This is a genomic window from Streptomyces sp. Je 1-79, assembly GCF_025195125.1.
Taxonomy (GTDB): Bacteria; Actinomycetota; Actinomycetes; order Streptomycetales; family Streptomycetaceae; genus Streptomyces.
The window spans coordinates 199,411-218,447 of sequence record NZ_JAMGSL010000002.1 but is presented as its reverse complement, the minus strand read 5'-3'; the positions used below and the strand labels follow the sequence as shown (position 1 = coordinate 218,447).

General features: G+C 69.1%; 9 protein-coding genes. All 9 read left to right on the top strand.

All coding sequences use genetic code 11. From position 1 onward, the window contains the following. The first annotated feature begins 118 nt into the window (after positions 1 to 118). The 9 genes from M5362_RS03920 to M5362_RS03880 all read left to right on the top strand — a co-directional run bounded on the left by M5362_RS03920 (position 119) and on the right by M5362_RS03880 (position 18,909). Positions 119 to 4,378 (top strand): discoidin domain-containing protein, encoded by a 4,260-nt coding sequence (locus M5362_RS03920; RefSeq protein ID WP_374214400.1) that lies wholly within the window; start codon positions 119 to 121, stop codon positions 4,376 to 4,378. A gap of 301 nt (positions 4,379 to 4,679) precedes the next feature. Beyond that, positions 4,680 to 6,098 (top strand): extracellular solute-binding protein, encoded by a 1,419-nt coding sequence (locus M5362_RS03915; protein ID WP_260225873.1) that lies wholly within the window; start codon positions 4,680 to 4,682, stop codon positions 6,096 to 6,098. Positions 6,099 to 6,227: 129 nt separating this feature from the next. Further along, positions 6,228 to 7,187 (top strand): carbohydrate ABC transporter permease, encoded by a 960-nt coding sequence (locus M5362_RS03910; RefSeq protein WP_260225872.1) that lies wholly within the window; start codon positions 6,228 to 6,230, stop codon positions 7,185 to 7,187. Positions 7,188 to 7,202: 15 nt separating this feature from the next. Next, positions 7,203 to 8,078, top strand: coding sequence for a carbohydrate ABC transporter permease (locus M5362_RS03905; RefSeq protein ID WP_260225871.1), 876 nt, complete (start codon positions 7,203 to 7,205; stop codon positions 8,076 to 8,078). A gap of 114 nt (positions 8,079 to 8,192) precedes the next feature. After that, a complete protein-coding gene (locus M5362_RS03900; RefSeq protein ID WP_260225870.1) occupies positions 8,193 to 9,797 on the top strand; it encodes a glycoside hydrolase family 13 protein in 1,605 nt (534 codons plus the stop codon). Positions 9,798 to 9,979: 182 nt separating this feature from the next. Beyond that, on the top strand, positions 9,980 to 12,025 hold the full coding sequence (locus M5362_RS03895) for a glycosyl hydrolase family 28-related protein (RefSeq protein WP_260225869.1): 2,046 nt from the start codon (positions 9,980 to 9,982) through the stop codon (positions 12,023 to 12,025). A 99-nt stretch (positions 12,026 to 12,124) separates the two neighbouring features. Further along, positions 12,125 to 13,921 (top strand): ABC transporter ATP-binding protein, encoded by a 1,797-nt coding sequence (locus M5362_RS03890; RefSeq protein ID WP_260225868.1) that lies wholly within the window; start codon positions 12,125 to 12,127, stop codon positions 13,919 to 13,921. 442 nt (positions 13,922 to 14,363) lie between these two features. Further along, complete coding sequence (locus M5362_RS03885) at positions 14,364 to 16,541, top strand: discoidin domain-containing protein (RefSeq protein WP_374214411.1); 2,178 nt, start codon at positions 14,364 to 14,366, stop codon at positions 16,539 to 16,541. 175 nt (positions 16,542 to 16,716) lie between these two features. Then, complete coding sequence (locus tag M5362_RS03880) at positions 16,717 to 18,909, top strand: discoidin domain-containing protein (protein WP_260225866.1); 2,193 nt, start codon at positions 16,717 to 16,719, stop codon at positions 18,907 to 18,909. The last annotated feature ends 128 nt before the right edge of the window (positions 18,910 to 19,037 follow it).

The following is a 19,037-nucleotide window of genomic DNA, read 5'->3' as shown; positions in this document are numbered from 1 at the left end:
CAGTAAATAGACGACAAAGGCGAGCTGTACGGGATTCCGACGAGCCGCGCCACGCAGCTAGCGCATGCGGGGCCGAGATCGAGGACAGATGAAACTGGACAACTGGAGATCACGGAGCATGTGCGCCGTGATCGCGACGAGCCTGCTGGCGCTGGGCGGTCCTCTCGTGACCGCCCAGGCGGCTGGAGGCCCCAACATCGCACTGGGTGATCCCGCGGCGGCCGGCAGCGCCGTGGCCGAGTACGGCGCCGCGAACGTCACCGACGGAAACCAGGGCACGTACTGGCAGAGCGCCGGCTCGGACCTTCCCCAGTGGGTCCAGGCCGACCTCGGTACGAGCACCCGCTTGGACGAGGTCGTCCTGAAGCTCCCGGCGGGCTGGGAGAGCCGCAACCAGACCCTCTCCGTCCAGGGCAGCGCCGATGGCACCGGCTTCACCACGCTGAAGAGTTCCGCCACGTACACCTTCAGCCCGGGGGCGGGCAACACCGTCACGGTGAGCTTTCCGGCCACCCAGGCGCGCTTCGTCCGCGTCGAGATCACCGCCAACACCGGCTGGCAGGCCGCGCAGCTCTCCGAGTTGCAGGTCCACGCCGCCGACGGCACCTCCGCCAACCTCGCTGCGGGCAAGACCCTGACCGCGAGCAGCCACACCGAGGTGTACGCGGCGGGCAACGCCAACGACGGCAACAAGGCCACCTACTGGGAGAGCCGCAACAACGAACTGCCCCAGTGGCTGCGGGCCGACCTCGGCACATCCGTCCGTGTCGACCGCGTCGTGCTGCGTCTGCCCGACGGCTGGGGCGCCCGCAGCCAGACGCTGAAGATCCAGAGCAGCGCGAACGGCACGGACTTCACCGACCTCACCACCTCCAAGGCGTACGAGTTCGCCCCTTCCGGCCAGAACTCCGTGACGATCCCGTTCGGTGAGACGACCGCGCGCTACATCCGTGTCCTGGTCACCGCGAACACCACCCAGCCCGCCGCTCAGATATCCGAGCTGGAGGTCTACGGTCCGGCCACCGGTGACACGCAGGCGCCGACGGTTCCGGCGAGCCTGGCGTTCACCGAGCCGGCGTCCGGTCAGGTGAAGCTGACGTGGGGTGCCTCGTCGGACAACACGGGTGTCACCGGCTACGACATCTATGCCGACAACACGCTGCTGACGAGCGTGGCGGGCAACGTCACGACGTACACGGACAACCGCCCGGCGAACCAGACGGTCACGTACCACGTACGAGCCAGGGACGCGGCCGGCAACCAGTCCGCCAACAGCAACACCGTCACCCGCCGGGGCGACACCGGTGACACGCAGGCGCCGACGACCCCGGCGAGCCTGGCGTTCACCGAGCCGGCGTCCGGTCAGGTGAAGCTGACGTGGGGTGCCTCGTCGGACAACACGGGTGTCACCGGCTACGACATCTATGCCGACAACACGCTGCTGACGAGCGTGGCGGGCAACGTCACGACGTACACGGACAACCGCCCGGCGAACCAGACGGTCACGTACCACGTACGAGCCAGGGACGCGGCCGGCAACCAGTCCGCCAACAGCAACACCGTCACCCGCAACGGCACCGGCGGGGCGGGTTCCAACCTGGCCGTCGGCAAGGCGATCAGCGCCTCTTCCTCGGTCCACAACTTCGTCGCGACCAACGCCAACGACAACAACACCAGCACCTACTGGGAGGGCGCGGGCGGCAGCTACCCGCAGACCCTCACCGTGAAGCTGGGCTCCAACGCCGACCTCGACCGGCTCGTCCTGAAGCTCGACCCGGCCACCGCCTGGGGCGCCCGCAACCAGACCGTCGAGGTCCTCGGACGCGAGCAGAACGCCACCGGCTTCACGAGCCTGGTCGCCGCGAAGAGCTACTCCTTCGACCCGTCGAGCGGCAACACCGTGACCGTACCGGTCACCGCGCGCGTCGCCGACGTGCAGCTGAGGTTCACGGCCAACTCGGGGTCCTCGGCGGGCCAGCTCGCGGAGTTCCAGGTCATGGGCGTGGCCGCGCCCAACCCGGACCTCGAGGTGACCGGACTCACCACGACGCCGGCCGCCCCGGTCGAGTCGGACACGATCACGGTCAGCGCAACCGTCCGCAACAGCGGCCCGGCCGCCGCGCCTGCCAGCGCCGTCGCGCTGCGCCTGGGCGGCACGAAGGTCGCCACCGCCCAGGTCGGGGCCCTGGCCGCCGGCGCCCAGACGACGGTCAGCGCCTCCATCGGCGCGCGGGAGGCGGGCTCGTACGAGCTGAGCGCGGTCGCCGACGAGGCGAACGCGGTCATCGAGCAGAACGAGACCAACAACACCCACACCCGTCCCACCGCTCTGGTGGTCAAGCCGGTCACCAGCGCCGACGTGGTCACCACCTCGGTCACGACCACCCCGTCCAGCCCGTCCGCCGGTGACACCGTCTCCTTCAAGGCGACAGTGAGGAACCAGGGCAACCAGCCCACCTCGGCGGGCAGCCACGGCGTCACCCTGAACCTGATCGACAAGCAGGGCGCCACGGTCAAGACCCTGACGGGCTCCTACAACGGCAGCCTCGCCGCCGGTGCCTCGACCGTGGTGACCCTCGGCCCGTGGACCGCTGCCAACGGTTCGTACACGGTGCGCACGGTGCTCGCCGACGACGCCGACGAACTTCCGGTCAAGCGCGCGAACAACACGTCCTCCCAGGCGCTGTTCGTCGGGCGAGGCGCGAACATGCCGTACGACATGTACGAGGCGGAGGACGGCACCGCCGGCGGCGGCGCAACCGTCGCCGGGCCCAACCGCACGGTCGGCGACATCGCGGGCGAGGCCTCCGGCCGCAAGGCGGTGAACCTGGACGCGACCGGCGAGTACGTCGAGTTCACCACCAGGGCGTCCACGAACACCCTGGTCACCCGCTTCTCCATCCCGGATGCCCCGGGCGGTGGCGGCATCGACTCCACGATCAACGTGTACGTCGACGGCGTGTTCAAGAAGGCGATGCCGCTGACGTCGAAGTACGCCTGGCTGTACGGCGCCGAGACCAACCCGGAGAACGCTCCCTCGGCCGGCGGCCCCCGTCACATCTACGACGAAGCCCACCTCCTGCTCGGCGAGACCGTCCCGGCCGGCAGCAGGATCCGCCTCCAGAAGGACGCCGCCAACAGCGCGGCGAACTACGCGATCGACTTCGTCAACCTGGAGCAGGTCGCCCCGGTCGCCAACCCGGACCCCGCCGCGTACGTCGTCGCGACCGGCTTCGGCCAGCAGGACGTGCAGAACGCGCTCGACAAGGTCCGTATGGACTCCACCGGCAGGCTCGTCGGCGTCTACCTTCCGCCCGGTGACTACCAGACCTCCAGCAAGTTCCAGGTCTACGGCAAGCCCGTCCAGGTCATCGGCGCCGGCCCCTGGTACACGAGGTTCCACGCGCCCTCCACGCAGAACAACACCGACGTCGGCTTCCGGGCCGAGGCGGCGGCGAAGGGCTCGTCGTTCCGCAACTTCGCCTACTTCGGCAACTACACCTCGCGCATCGACGGTCCCGGCAAGGTCTTCGACTTCGCCAACGTGACCGACATCGAGATCGACAAGATCTGGACCGAGCACATGGTGTGCCTCTACTGGGGCGCCAACACCGACCGGATCACGATCAAGAACTCCCGGATCCGCAACATGTTCGCCGACGGCATCAACATGACCAACGGCTCCACCGACAACCACGTCGTGAACAACGACGCCCGGGCGACGGGTGACGACAGCTTCGCGCTGTTCTCGGCGATCGACGCCGGCGGCGCCGACATGAAGAACAACGTGTACGAGAACCTGACCAGCACGCTCACCTGGCGGGCTGCGGGCCTCGCCGTCTACGGCGGCTACAACAACACCTTCCGCAACATCCACATCGCCGACACCCTCGTCTACTCCGGCGTCACCGTCTCCTCCCTGGACTTCGGCTACGCCATGAACGGCTTCGGAACCGAGCCGACGACCCTGGAGAACATCTCGATCGTCCGGGCCGGCGGTCACTTCTGGGGCAACCAGACCTTCCCCGGCCTGTGGCTGTTCTCCGCGTCCAAGGTCTTCCAGGGCATCAGGGTGAACAGCATCGACATCGTCGACCCCACCTACAGCGGCATCCTGTTCCAGACGAACTACGTCGGCGGACAGCCGCAGTTCCCGATCAAGGACACCATCCTCACCGACATCTCCATCACCGGAGCCCGCAAGAGCGGCGACGCCTGGGACGCCAAGTCCGGCTTCGGCCTCTGGGCCAACGAGATGCCGGAGTCCGGGCAGGGCCCCGCCGTCGGAGAGGTCACCTTCAACGGGCTGAGGATGAACGGCAACGCCGTCGACATCCGTAACACCACCTCCACCTTCAAGATCAACGTCAACCCGTAGGCCGTGGTCCTCCGGCGTCCACCGGAGGCACCCGCCGGCGCAGGGAACTCCTCCGTGAGCCCTGCGCCGGCCAGGTGCTGCCCTTTTCGAAGGGTGCCGTCGACACCTGCCTGCGTCGCAACCCTGCGCGCCGGTCACGATATGATTACGCGCCCCTGTCGCACAATTGCGAAACTAGCGCGAGATCTTGCGTTCACTTGTTGGTGGTGGTTGAGTGTGCCGCACCCCACAACGCCGCCGGCGATGGGGTGACCTCCACGTTCACGTACCACTCCTCGTTCATGCCCGAAGGGGTCCACTCATGAGAAGTGCCCGGGTCAGCCGCAGCCGCCGTGCAGCCGCGATCGCCCTCGTCTCCGCCCTGTCGCTCACCGCGCTCGCCGCGTGCGGCACGAGCAGCAGCAACGACAACAACAGCGAGGGAACCCAGCAGAACGGTTCCTCGGATCCCACGCTGCCGCTGGACCCGAAGACCAAGGTGACGCTCACGATCGACTGCATGCCGCCCGCGGCGAAGGCGCCCGAGCTGAAGGAGTGGAAGGAGGACGTCGCCGAGTTCAACAAGACGTACCCGAACGTCACCATCGAGGGCCGCTCCACCCCCGGCCAGTGTCTGGAGCCGCCGCGGTTCACCGCGATGCTCAAGGCCAAGTCGCAGCCGGACGTCTTCTACACGTACTTCACCGACCTGCCGCAGGTGCTCGACAACGACGGCGCCGCCGACATCACCGCGTACGTCAACGACAAGAGCGTCCCGCTCCTGAAGGACATCGACCCGAACGTCCTCAACTCCCTCAAGCAGGACGGCAAGCTGTACGGCCTGCCCACCAGCAACTACACGATGGGCCTGCTGATCAACCGCAAGCTCTTCAAGGACGCGGGCCTGAACCCCGACGCCCCGCCGCGCACCTGGGACGAGGTCCGCGCCGCCGCGAAGAAGATCGCCGGCCTGGGCGAGGGGATCTCCGGCTTCGGTGAGTACAGCGCGGGCAACCAGGGCGGCTGGCACTTCACCGCGCAGATGTACAGCGTCGGCGGTGACGTCGTGGACGCGTCCGGCAAGAAGGCGGCGTTCAACAACGAGCTCGGCAAGCAGGTCGCGAAGAACCTCCACGCCATGCGCTGGGAGGACGACTCCATGGGCAAGACCCAGCTGCTGAAGTGGGGCGAGCTGCAGAAGCAGATCTCCACCGACAAGCTCGGCATGTTCCTCGCCGCGCCCGACGACATCGCGTACATGGCCCAGCAGCTGGGCGCGAAGTACGAGAACTTCGGCATGGGACCGATCCCCGGTGAGAAGGCCACGCTGGCCGGCGGAAACAACTACATGATCAAGAAGGGCATCTCGCCCGACAAGATCAAGGCCGCGGTCGCCTGGCTGAACTTCAAGAACCTCACCGTGGGCAAGGGCCAGTTCGACTGGGAGCGCACCAAGCAGGACGGCCTGCCGGTCGGCGTCCCGCAGCCCAACTTCTGGCTGAACCAGTCCAAGACCACGGACGACGCCGCACGTCTCGCCCACGCCACCATGCCGGTCGCGAACTTCAAGACCTTCATGGACAACCCCGTCGCGGGCAAGGCCGAGCCGCCGAAGGCGCAGGAGGTCTACAAGATCCTGGACAACGTCATGTCGGGCATCCTCACCAACAAGGACGCCGACATAGACAAGCTCCTCGCCACCGCCGAGGCGCAGGTGAACCAGGTCCTCGCCAACCAGTGACCGGTCGGGTGCGGGGCGGGCAGCTGCCCGCCCCGGTCCAGAGGGCCGGCCGGACCCACTCCGGCCTGCCCAGGCCCATCAGTCCGCCTGATCGGGCTCAGAACCGGCAGACAGTACCAAGGAGCGACGATGTCGGCCCCCAGCCTGACCCCGAGCAAGGCGGATCGCACCCGCCCCGCCCCGCCGCGTGAGACGAAGCCGGGGCCTGCCTCCGGCAGTTTCGCGCGTGCCCTGCGGCGCAATGCGACCGCACACGGTTTCCTCATCGGCGCGGTGCTGTGCTTCGGCGTCTTCTCCTGGTATCCGATGGTGCGGGAGTTCTTCCTGGCCTTCCAGAAGACCGAGGACGGCCGCACGACCTGGGTCGGTTTCGACAACCTGGTCACGGTGTTCAACGATCCGGCCTTCTGGCAGGCGTGGGGCAACACCGCCCTGTTCACCGTACTCGCGCTCGTCCTCGGCTTCGCGGTGCCGTTTCTCGTCGCCGTGGTCATCAACGAGTTCCAGCACGGCCAGGGCTACCTCCGGCTCCTGGTCTACCTGCCCGTGATGCTGCCGCCGGTCGCCTCGGTCCTGCTCTTCAAGTACCTCTACGACCCCGGCTACGGTCTCCTCAACGAGCTGTTCACCTCCATCGGGCTGCCCGAGCAGCAGTGGCTCCAGGACCCGGACATCTCGATGTTCGCCGTCGTCATCGCCTCCACCTGGATGAACATGGGCGGTGCGACCCTGATCTACCTCGCCTCGCTCCAGTCCATCCCCGGCGAGCTGTACGAGGCGGCCGAGCTCGACGGCGCCGGCCTGTTCCGCAAGATCTGGCACGTCACCATCCCGCAGACCCGTCTCATCCTGTCGCTGATGGCGCTCATGCAGGTCATCGCCACGATGCAGGTCTTCGTGGAGCCGTTCCTGCTCACCGGCGGCGCCGGCCCCGAGGGTTCGACGACCACGGTCGTCTACCTCATCTACCAGTACGCCTTCAACTTCAACAACTACGGTGCCGCGGCGGCGCTCGGCCTGCTCCTGCTCGTACTCCTGGCCGGATTCTCGGCGGTGTACGTCAAGCTCAGCCGCGCCGAGGACGAGTAGGACCGGAGACCAGCCATGTCCACACGTACGCTCATCTCGCCGGCCGTTCTCGCCAGGCCCCGCGGCAAGGTCCTCTACTGGGCCGTCTTCGCCGCCGTCGTCCTCCTGTTCACCCTGGTCTTCCTCGGACCGCTCTACTGGCTCGTGTCCAGCGGATTCAAGGACGCCCAGGAAGTCATCGCCACCCCGCCGACCCTGGTGCCCGAATCGTTCGAGCCGGAGAACTACACGCGGGCCTGGGAGGTCATGGATCTCGCCACCCTGCTCTTCAACACGCTGTACTACGCCTTCGGCGCGCTCGCCTTCCAGCTGGTCCTCGACGTGGCGGCCGCCTACTCGCTGTCGAAGCTGCGGCCCATGTTCGGCAAGGCGATCCTCGGCATGATGCTCGCCACGCTCATGATCCCGGCGACCGTGCTCGTCGTGCCGCAGTACCTGACCGTGCTCGACGTGCCGGTCATCGAGCGAAACCTGCTGAACACGCCATGGGCGATCTGGCTGCCGGCCGTCACCAACGCCTTCAACATCTTCCTGCTGAAGCGGTTCTTCGACTCCATCCCCAAGGAGCTGCTCGACGCCGCGTCCATGGACGGGGCCTCGTCCATTCGGGTCCTGTGGTCGATCGTCCTGCCGATCTCCCGGCCCATTCTCGGCGTGGTGTCGATCTTCGCGGTCGTGGGCGTCTGGAAGGACTTCCTCTGGCCGATGCTCACCCTGCCCGACCCGTCGAAGCAGACCCTCAACGTCGGCATCTACTCACTGTCCAACGGTGTCCCGGTCAACGTCCTGATCGCCGCTCTGACCATCGCCTCCGTTCCCACGCTGCTGATCTTCCTGATCTTCCAGCGGAACATCATGAGCGGACTCACCGCCGGTGGCCTCAAGGGCTGACCAGCCCCCCTCCCGGCCCCGGATCACCACCCCAGAAGCCTTCGCCGCCGGCCCATCCGCCGCCCCGCTGTCAGGGCCGGCGGCGAAGAACCACCTGCCCGAAAGGACCGCCCCGTGGCAGCCCCTCATCCGTCCCGCACCGACGACTGGTGGCGCGACGCCGTCATCTACCAGGTGTACCCACGCAGCTTCGCCGACGGCGACGGCGACGGCACCGGGGACCTCGCGGGCGTCCGGGCGAGACTGCCCTACCTCGCCGAACTGGGCGTCGACGCCGTCTGGTTCACCCCCTGGTACCTCTCCCCGCTGGTCGACGGCGGCTACGACGTCGCCGACTACCGCACCATCGACCCCGCCTTCGGCACCCTCGCCGAAGCCGAGAAGCTGATCGCCGAGGCCCGTGCGCTCGGCATCCGGGCCATCGTCGACATCGTTCCCAACCACGTCTCCGACCAGCACGCCTGGTTCCAGGCCGCGCTCGCCGCCGGCCCCGGCAGCCCCGAGCGCGCACGCTTCCACTTCCGCCCCGGCCGAGGTGAGAACGGAGAACTCCCGCCCAACGACTGGCCGTCGCAGTTCTCCGGAAACACCTGGACCCGCGTCGACGACGGCGAGTGGTACCTCCACCTCTTCACCCCCGAACAGCCCGACCTCAACTGGTCCCACCCCGACGTGCGCCGCGAACACGAGGACGTCCTGCGCTTCTGGTTCGAACGCGGCGTCGCCGGCGTCCGCATCGACTCCGCAGCCCTGCTCACCAAGGACTCCGACCTCCGCGACTTCGTCGAGGGCGTCGACCCGCACCCGTACATCGACCTCGACGAGATCCACGACATCTACCGCTCCTGGCGGGCCATCGCGGACGAGTACCGCGGTGTCTTCGTCGGGGAGGTCTGGCTGCCCGACGCCGAACGCTTCGCCCGCTACCTCCGCCCCGACGAACTGCACACCGCCTTCAACTTCAACTTCCTCTCCTGCCCCTGGGAACCGGACCGGCTACGCCGCACCATCGACGACACCCTCGCCGAACACGCCCCCGTCGGAGCCCCCGCCACCTGGGTCCTCTGCAACCACGACGTGACGCGCACCGCGACCCGCTACGGCCGCGAGGACACCGGCTTCGACTTCGCCAAGAAGCGCTTCGGCACCCCGGCCGACCTCGAGCTCGGCACCCGCCGCGCCCGCGCCGCCGCCCTGCTCACCCTGGCCCTGCCCGGGTCGGTCTACCTGTACCAGGGCGAGGAACTCGGACTGCCCGAGGCCGACATCCCCCTGGACCGCATCCAGGACCCCATGCACGCCCGCTCCGGCGGCACCGACCCGGGCCGTGACGGCTGCCGCGTACCCCTGCCGTGGAAGGCCGACGCTCCCTCGTACGGCTTCGGCGCCGGTACGGAAACCTGGCTGCCGCAGCCCGCCGACTGGGCCCGCTACGCCGTCGACCGGCAGACCGCGGACCCCGAATCGATGCTCAGCCTCTACCGCACGGCGCTGCGGATGCGCCGCGCGGAGGCCGGACTCGGTGACGGCCCGATGGGATGGCTGCCGTCCCCCGAGGGAGTGCTGACCTTCGCCCGCGCGGAGAACTTCCTGTGCGTCGTGAACCTCTCCGGTGGCCCCGTCCCCCTCCCGTCGCACAGCGAGGTCCTGCTGGCCAGTGAAGAGCTGCCGGCGGACGGGACGCTCCCCTCGGACACCGCCGTCTGGCTGCGGACCTGACCACGCCGCCGGTCGACGGAGAACTCGCCGTACGACGGCGTACCTGACCACGCCGCGCACGGGGGGGATGCCCGGTGTGCCGCCCCCTCGCGAGGGGGCGGCACACCGGGCCTGTTGCTCCCACGGCCTGGGCCTCGCGCCCGGGCGATGTCCGCATCACCTCTGACAGAAGTGAGCCCGAAATGAACTCGAGCCGATCCGGACGCGGCGCGCGCAGCGGCCGAAGAGCCGTCCTGGCGACCGCCGCCCTCGCACTGAGCCTGAGTGTGACCCTTGACGGCGTGGCCGCAGCGGGTACGGCGGGCCGGGAGCCGGCCGCCGGCGCCACGGGCCCCGTGGTCACGCGGGCCGGCCTCGCCCCCGAGCTCGTCGCCGGGCGCGGTGCCGCCGTCGCCTTCGACGAGCAGGAGGCGGAGAACGCCTCCACCGACGGCACCGTCATCGCACCCGACCGCACCCCGTACACGCTTGCCTCCGAGGCGTCCGGACGCTCCGCGGTGCGGCTGGCCCCCGAGCAGCACGTCGAGTTCGTCCTCCCGCGTGCGGCCAACGCCCTCACCGTCCGCTACAGCATCCCGGACGCCCCCGAGGGCGGCGGCATCACCGCGCCGCTGGACGTCACCGTCAACGGCGGCCACCGCAGACCGATGACGCTCACCTCGCAGTACTCCTGGCTCTACAACCAGTACCCCTTCACCAACGACCCCCAGGCGGACCTGCTGCACCCCGACTGGTGGATCACCGAGTGCGCGTGCGTCCCCGCGGCCACCACCCCGGCGCCCCGGATCGCCAAGCCCTTCCGGCCCACCCACTTCTACGACGAGCAGCGACTCCACCTCGGCCGCACCTACAAGGCGGGCGACCGGGTCCGCCTGACCGTCCCCGAGGGCAGCTCCGCCGCCTGGACCGTCATCGACCTCCTCGACACCGAACTGGTCGCCGCACCGCACGTGGAACGCGGCGGCGTGAACGTCCTGGCCTTCGGCGCCGACCCCACCGGCCGGCGTGACGCGGCCCCCGCCATCGAGCGCGCCATCGCCCTCGCCCGCCGGATCGACCGGCCGGTCCACCTGCCGCCGGGCACCTTCCGGGTCGACCGGCACCTCGTCGTCGACGACGTCACGATCGTCGGTGCCGGTAACTGGCACACGATCCTCAAGGGCCGTCAGGTCACCCTGGCCGCGCCCGCACCCGACGGCTCCCGGCACACCGGCGTCGGCCTCTACGGCAGGAGCGCGGCCGAGGGCGGCAGCCGCAACGTGCATCTGCGCGGTTTCGCCATCGAGGGCGACGTCCGCGAGCGGATCGACAGCGACCAGGTCAACGCCATCGGCGGCGCCATGAGCGACTCCACCATCGACGGCCTGTACATCCACCACACCAAGGTCGGCCTGTGGTTCGACGGCCCCATGTCGAAGGTCAGGGTCACGAACAACGTGATCACCGACCAGATCGCGGACGCCCTCAACTTCCACACCGGTGTCACCGACTCCCTCGCCCACAACAACTTCATCCGCAACACCGGCGACGACGGCCTGGCCATGTGGTCGGACACGACCACCGACGCGCGCAACACCTTCTCCCGCAACACCGTCCAGTCCCCGACCCTCGCCAACGGCATCGCGATCTACGGCGGCGAGGACAACACCGTCAGGGGGAACCTCGTCGCCGACCCCGTCCGCGAGGGCAGCGGCCTGCACGCCGGCTCCCGGTTCGGAGCCGAGCCCTTCACCGGCACCCTCCGCTTCACCGGCAACACCACCGTCCGCGCCGGCACCCTCGACCTCAACTGGAAGATCGGCCTCGGCGCCCTCTGGTTCTACGCCCTGGACAAGAGCATCGACGCCGACATCCAGGTCACCGGCGATCACTACCTCGACTCCACCTACAACGCGATCATGCTGGTCAGCGACTACGGGGTGAAAGACAAGGTGGACATCCCGGCCGTCCACTTCAAGGACGTCCGCGTCGACGGCACCGGCACCTCCGTCCTCAGCGCAAGGGTGAAGGGCTCCGCCACCTTCGAGAACGTCGACGCCCGCAATGTCGGGGCGGTCGGCGTCAACAACTGCGGCTCCTTCAACTTCCCCACCGCGGGATCCGAGTTCGCCCTGACCGACCGCGGCGACAACGACGGCGGCTGGCTCGCGCCGTGGATGCTGCCCGACACCCTCACCTGTGACGACCGTCCTCCGGTCGTCGCCCCGCCGGCACCGTCCACCTGGTGACACGGCCACGACAGACGTAAGGGGTACGGGCGGCGCGAACGGTCCACGGACCGACGCGCCGCCCGCACCCTGTCTTCCGACAGAGCAGAAATGACACGCATGCGACCGAAACAGCCGACCCCGCGGACGGCCCCCCTGCCCGCCGACCACGCCTACAGCGGGCAGAACCCCGTACGCACCCTCGGCCGGCTGCTGCGTCCCGAGCTTCCACGACTGACGGTGGCCGTCGTGACGTTCGTCGCCAAGCACAGTCCCATCTGGCTGCTGCCGCTCATCACGGCGGTGATACTCGACGTGGTGGTGGAACACCGGCCCGTGGCCGAACTGTGGACCGCCACCGTGGTCCTCCTGACGGTTCTCCTACTGAACTTCCCTCTGCACCTGGTCTACGTGCGCTGCATGGGAACCATCGTGCGGGGACTGGGCACGATGCTGCGCTCGGCGCTGTGCGCCCGCATGCAGCAGCTGTCGATCGGCTACCACTCGCGAACCAGTGCGAGTGTCCTTCAGGCGAAAGTGATCCGGGACGCCGAAGCGGTCGAGCAGATGCTCATGCAGTGCGCCGACCTCGGGCTCGCGGCGGTGGTCACCCTGGTCGGGGGACTGGTCGTGATCGGGCTGCGCGTCCCCTCCTTCCTGCCGGTCTTCCTGATCGTCGTTCCGGCGGCGGGACTGCTGGTGATGAGGCTCCGGGGCCGACTGCGCGACCAGAACGAACTCTTCCGGCGCCGGATGGAACAACTGTCCTCACACGTGGGGGAGATGACCTCGCTCATCCCCATCACCCGGGCCCACGGCCTGGAGCACGCGGCCCTCGGCCGCGTCAACGCCACGCTGGACGAGGTCCGCTCGGAGGGCATCCGGCTCGACCTGCTCAACGGGCGCTTCGGCTCCCTGGCGTGGATCGTGCTGAACACACTCGGTCTGCTGTGCCTGACGGGTTCGGCGCTGGTCGCCTACCACGGCTGGCTCCCCGTCACGGCCGGCGACGTCGTCATGCTGAGCGGCTTCTTCACCGTCCTGACGGGTTCTGTCACCACGCTGCTCAGCCTCGCGCCGGTCCTCAGCAAGGGCCTGGAATCGGTGCGCTCGATCGGCGAAGTACTCCAGGAGCCCGACCTGGAGCGGAACACCGGCAAGGAGCGGATCTCCACCGTCGAGGGACGCATCGACTTCGAGAACGTGACCTTCGCCTACGGGGAGCCCGGGGCGGCGGACCGCCGTACCGCCGTCGAGGAGGTGACCCTCTCGGCACGGCCCGGCGAGACCGTCGCGCTCGTCGGGGCCTCGGGCGCCGGCAAGTCCACCGTCCTCAACCTGCTGATCGGCTTCATCCGGCCCACCGGCGGCCGCATCCTCCTCGACGGCACCGACATGGCGCGGCTCGACCTGAGGACCTACCGGCACTTCGTCTCCGTCGTACCCCAGGAGTCGATCCTCTTCGAGGGCACGATCGAGGAGAACGTCACGTACGGTCTGCGCAACGCCGGCAAGGACGCCGTCCGGCAGGCCCTCCACGACGCCCACGCACTGGAGTTCGTGGACAGCCTCCCGCACGGCGTCGACACCGTCGTGGGGGAGCGCGGCGCGCGGCTGTCCGGCGGTCAGAAGCAACGCCTGGCCATCGCCCGGGCCCTCATCCGCGATCCCCGCGTGCTCGTCCTCGACGAAGCCACCTCGGCCCTCGACAACCACTCGGAAGCGCTGATCCAGCAGGCGCTGAGCCGCCTGGTGCGGGGCCGGACCGTCTTCGTGGTCGCCCACCGCCTCTCCACGATCCAGGACGCCGACCGGATCGTCGTCATGGACCGCGGGCGGGTCGCGGAAGTGGGAACCCATGACGAGCTCATCGACCGGGGCGGCCCCTACGCGAGGATGCACACGGCGAAGCGCTGAAGCCGGCCGGCTTCGTCACGGCCGGGAGTGAGAAGGGCCCCACGGGAGACCGGATCCCGGCCACCCGCTCACATCGAGCGGAGCCCGCGGATGAGGGGGGCCGGTCCGTGTCAGCCGATGCGGGCAGGGCCGCGCCTTCCGCGGCGGGCGGCGCCGCGTGAGACGGCCAGGGCGTCCGACGCGTCCACCCCGGCCCGGGCGTCCTCCCGCTCGCGTAGCTGCGTACCGGCGTTCGGAAGAGAACTCGCAGGTCGGTGCGCGTCCTCGCCCGAGCGGGCGCGATCTGGCCCCGGAAGGGCCTCCATCGTCACTTAAGCCAAGTGAAAAGAAAAGTCTTGTCAGAGATATTGACCGTGCCTGGAGGGGCGGGCATGGTTCCGGAGAGCGCTCTCCCACGCGCCTCTCTCGCTTCAAGGAGACACCCCTTATGTCCACTTTTGGCATGCCTCTGGCGGCCTCACCGCCGACCCGCGAGCGCGTGCGGCGCGGTCTCGCGGGTGCCGTCGTCACCGCGCTGGCCGCCACGCTCCTGGCGGTGGTTCCGACGACCACGGCCCAGGCGGCTCCCGTGCTGCTGTCGCAAGGTAAGCCCGTCACGGCTTCGAGCCAGGAGCACTACGGCACCCCGGCGGCCGACGCGGTCGACGGCAATCTCGGAACCCGCTGGTCGAGCGCCGCGTCCGACGGGCAGTGGCTGCAGGTGGACCTGGGCAGCTCCGCCTCGCTCAGCCAGGTGGTGCTGCGCTGGGAGGGGGCGTACGCCAGGGCCTACCGCATCGAACTGTCGACGGACGGCGCCAACTGGTCGACGGCCTACTCGACCACGACCGGCGCGGGCGGTACGGAGACCCTCGCGATATCAGGCACGGCCCGGTACGTACGCATGCAGGGCGTGACACGAGCCACCGGCTACGGCTACTCGCTCTGGGAGTTCCAGGTGTACGGCGGCGGCGACAGCGGCCCGGTCCTGCCGGGCGGCGGTGACCTCGGCCCCAACGTGCACGTCATCGACCCTTCGACCCCCAACATCCAGGGCAAGCTGGACCAGGTGTTCCAGCAGCAGGAGTCGGCCCAGTTCGGTTCCGGCCGGCACGCCTTCCTCTTCAAGCCCGGCACGTACAACAACCTCAACGCCCAGATCGGCTTCTACACCCAGATCGCCGGCCTCGGCCTGCGCCCGGGCGACACCACCATCAACGGTGACGTGACCGTCGACGCGGGCTGGTTCAACGGCAACGCCACCCAGAACTTCTGGCGCGGCGCCGAGGGCCTGACCCTCAACCCCGTCAACGGCACCAACCGCTGGGCGGTCTCCCAGGCCTCCTCCTTCCGCCGCATGCACGTCAAGGGCGGCCTCAACCTCGCCCCGAACGGCTACGGCTGGGCCAGCGGCGGCTACATCGCCGACTCCAAGGTCGACGGCCAGATCGGCAACTACTCGCAGCAGCAGTGGTACACCCGCGACAGCGCGATCGACGGCTGGTCCAACAGCGTGTGGAACCAGACCTTCTCCGGCGTCGAGGGCGCACCCGCCACCTCGTTCCCCGAGCCCCGCTACACCACGCTCGACACCACCCCGATCTCGCGCGAGAAGCCCTACCTCTACCTGGACGGCAACGAGTACAAGGTCTTCGCGCCCGCCAAGCGCGTCAACGCCCGCGGCACCAGCTGGGCCAACGGCACCCCGCAGGGCGAGTCCGTCCCGCTCAGCCGGTTCTACGTGGTCAAGCCCGGCGCCACCGCCGCCACGATCAACCAGGCGCTGGCCCAGGGCCTGCACCTGCTCTTCACCCCCGGCGTGTACCACGTCGACCAGACCATCAACGTCAACCGCGCGAACACCATCGTGCTCGGTCTCGGTCTCGCCACGATCATCCCGGACAACGGCGTCACCGCGATGAAGGTGGCCGACGTCGACGGCGTCCGGCTCGCCGGATTCCTGATCGATGCAGGCCCGGTCAACTCCCCGACGCTGCTGGAGCTCGGACCGCAGAACTCCGGCGCGGACCACGCCGCCAACCCCACCACCGTGCAGGACGTGTACATCCGCATCGGCGGCGCCGGCGCGGGCAAGGCCACCACCAGCATGGTCGTGAACAGTGACGACACGATCATCGACCACACCTGGGTGTGGCGCGCCGACCACGGCGAGGGCTGGGGCTGGGAGACCAACCGCGCCGACTACGGCGTCCGGGTCAACGGCGACGACGTGCTGGCCACCGGCCTGTTCGTCGAGCACTTCAACAAGTACGACGTCGAGTGGTACGGCGAGCGCGGCCGCACGATCTTCTACCAGAACGAGAAGGCGTACGACGCCCCCAACCAGGCCGCCATCCAGAACGGCAGCACGAAGGGGTACGCCGCCTACCGGGTCGACGACTCGGTGAACACCCACGAGGCCTGGGGCCTCGGAAGCTACTGCAACTACAACGTGGACCCGACCATCGTCCAGGACCACGGCTTCAAGGCACCCGTCAAGCCGGGGGTGAAGTTCCACAGCCTCCTGGTGGTGTCCCTCGGCGGTATGGGCCACTACAACCACGTCATCAACGACACCGGGGCGTCCACCATCCCCGCCGGCACCTCGACCGTGCCGTCCACCGTCGTCTCCTTCCCCTGAGACGCCGCTGCCTCACCGCCGTACGCCGGTGAGGCCTTCGATTCCCTTCCGGGCCGGGTGATCACGTCCCCGCGGCCCGGCCCGGAAGGGCTCGCGCAGCAGCACCGTGCATCCCCCTCCACACGAAGCGCCGCACGCGAGCCGGCCCCACGGCCGGCCCCACGCGCCCGGCGTCATGAATCAGCCAGGAGCACACGTGTCCAGTCCCCCCTCCACGCCCACTCGTTCCCGTGGGCGCAACGGAACGTCCCTCGTGACGCTTGGCGCCCTTCTGGCGTCCTCACTCACCCTGAGTCTGGCCCCGCGGGCACAGGCCGCGGAGACCCTCCTCTCCCAGGGCAGGACCGCCACCGCCTCGTCGGCGGAGGGCGCCGCCTGGTCCGCGGCCGCCGCGGTCGACGGCGACCTCACCGGAACCCGCTGGGCGAGCCAGTGGAGCGACGCCCAGTGGATCCAGGTCGACCTCGGGGCGACCAAGGACCTGAGCCGAACCGTCCTGACCTGGGAGGGCGCCTACGGCAGGAGTTACGAGATCCAGGCGTCCGACAACGGCACCGACTGGCGCACCCTGAAGACCGTGACCGGCGGCGACGGCGGCACGGACGACCTCGCCGTCTCCGGCTCGGGCCGGTACGTCCGCATGCAGGGCGTGGCACGAGCTACCGGCTACGGCTACTCCCTGTGGGAGTTCCAGGTCTACGGCAGCGACGGCGGAACCAACCCGCCGCCGGCCGGCGCGGTCAAGGTGACCGGCTCGCAGGGCAACTGGCGGCTGACAGTCGGGGGACAGCCCTACACCGTCAAGGGCCTCACCTGGGGCCCGGCGATGGCCGACGCTCCCCGCTACATGCCGGACCTGAAGTCCATGGGTGTCAACACCGTCCGCACCTGGGGGACGGACGCCTCCAGCAAGCCCCTGCTCGACGCCGCGGCCGCCCAGGGGCTGAAGGTCGTCAACGGCTTCTGGCTCCAGCCGGGCGGCGGACCGGGCTCCGGCGGGTGCGTGAACTACGTGACGGACACCGCGTACAAGAACACCGCGCTCACCGAGTTCGCGAAGTGGGTCGACACCTACAAGTCCCACCCGGCCACGCTCATGTGGAACGTCGGCAACGAGTCCGTCCTCGGCCTGCAGAACTGTTACGGCGGCGCCGAGCTGGAGGCCCAGCGCAACGCGTACACGACCTTCGTCAACGACGTCGCCAAGAAGATCCACTCCATCGACCCCGACCACCCCGTGACCTCCACGGACGCCTGGACCGGCGCCTGGCCGTACTACAAGCGCAACGCACCGGACCTCGACCTGTACTCGATGAACTCCTACGGCGACATCTGCGGCGTGCGCCAGGACTGGATCGACGGCGGCTACGACAAGCCGTACATCATCACCGAGGGCGGCCCCGCCGGCGAGTGGGAGGTCCCCGACGACGTCAACGGCATCCCCGACGAGCCCACCGACGTCCAGAAGGCCGACGGCTACACCAAGGCGTGGGGCTGCGTCACCGGACACCAGGGCGTGGCTCTCGGCGCCACCCTCTTCCACTACGGCCTCGAACACGACTTCGGCGGCATCTGGTTCAACCTTCTCCCGGACGGCCTGAAGCGCCTGTCGTACTACGCCGTGAAGAAGGCGTACAGCGGCTCCGCAGGCAGCAACACCCCGCCCGTCATCACGAACATGACCGTCAGCCCTGCCTCCGCGGCTCCGGCCGGCCGTGAGTTCACGGTGCGCGCCGACATCCGCGACCCCGACGGGGACCAGGTCACCCCCAGGATCTACCTCAGCGGCAACTACGCCAACGGCGACAAGCGCCTCGTCGACGCGCAGTGGCGCTCCACCGGCAACGGCACCTTCGCCGTCACCGCGCCCGAGAAGCTCGGCGTGTGGAAGGTCTACATCCAGGCCGAGGACGGCCGCGGCAACGCCGGCATCGAGACCAAGTCCGTCAAGGTCGTCGCCCCGCCCATGACCGGCACCAACATCGCCCTGAACAGGCCCACCACCGCCTCCTCCGCCCAGGCCTCCTACGGCGACTGCCCGTGCCCGGCCACCAACGCCACCGACGGCGACACCGGCACCCGCTGGGCCAGCGACTGGAGCGACCCGCAGTGGATCCAGGTCGACCTCGGCGCGGCCAAGCCCATCCGCACCCTGCAACTCGTCTGGGACCCCGCCTACGCCCGCGCCTACGAGGTGCAGGTCTCCGACGACGGCAGCACCTGGCGTCCGGTCCACTCCACGACCACCGGTAACGGAGACGTCGACACCATCGAGACCGCCACCACCGCCCGGTACGTCAAGCTCCAGCTCACCGCACGCGGCACCGGCTGGGGCTACTCCCTCCACGAGTTCGGCGTCTACAGCTGACGGGCCGAACCCCATGACGGGTGGCGGGGCCTGCCGCTCGGCTCCGCCACCCCGGCACCACCGCACAGGAACCCATCACGCCAGTCGCGTGGCGCCTTCGCGCTCACGCGAAACCACCCCCATGGGCA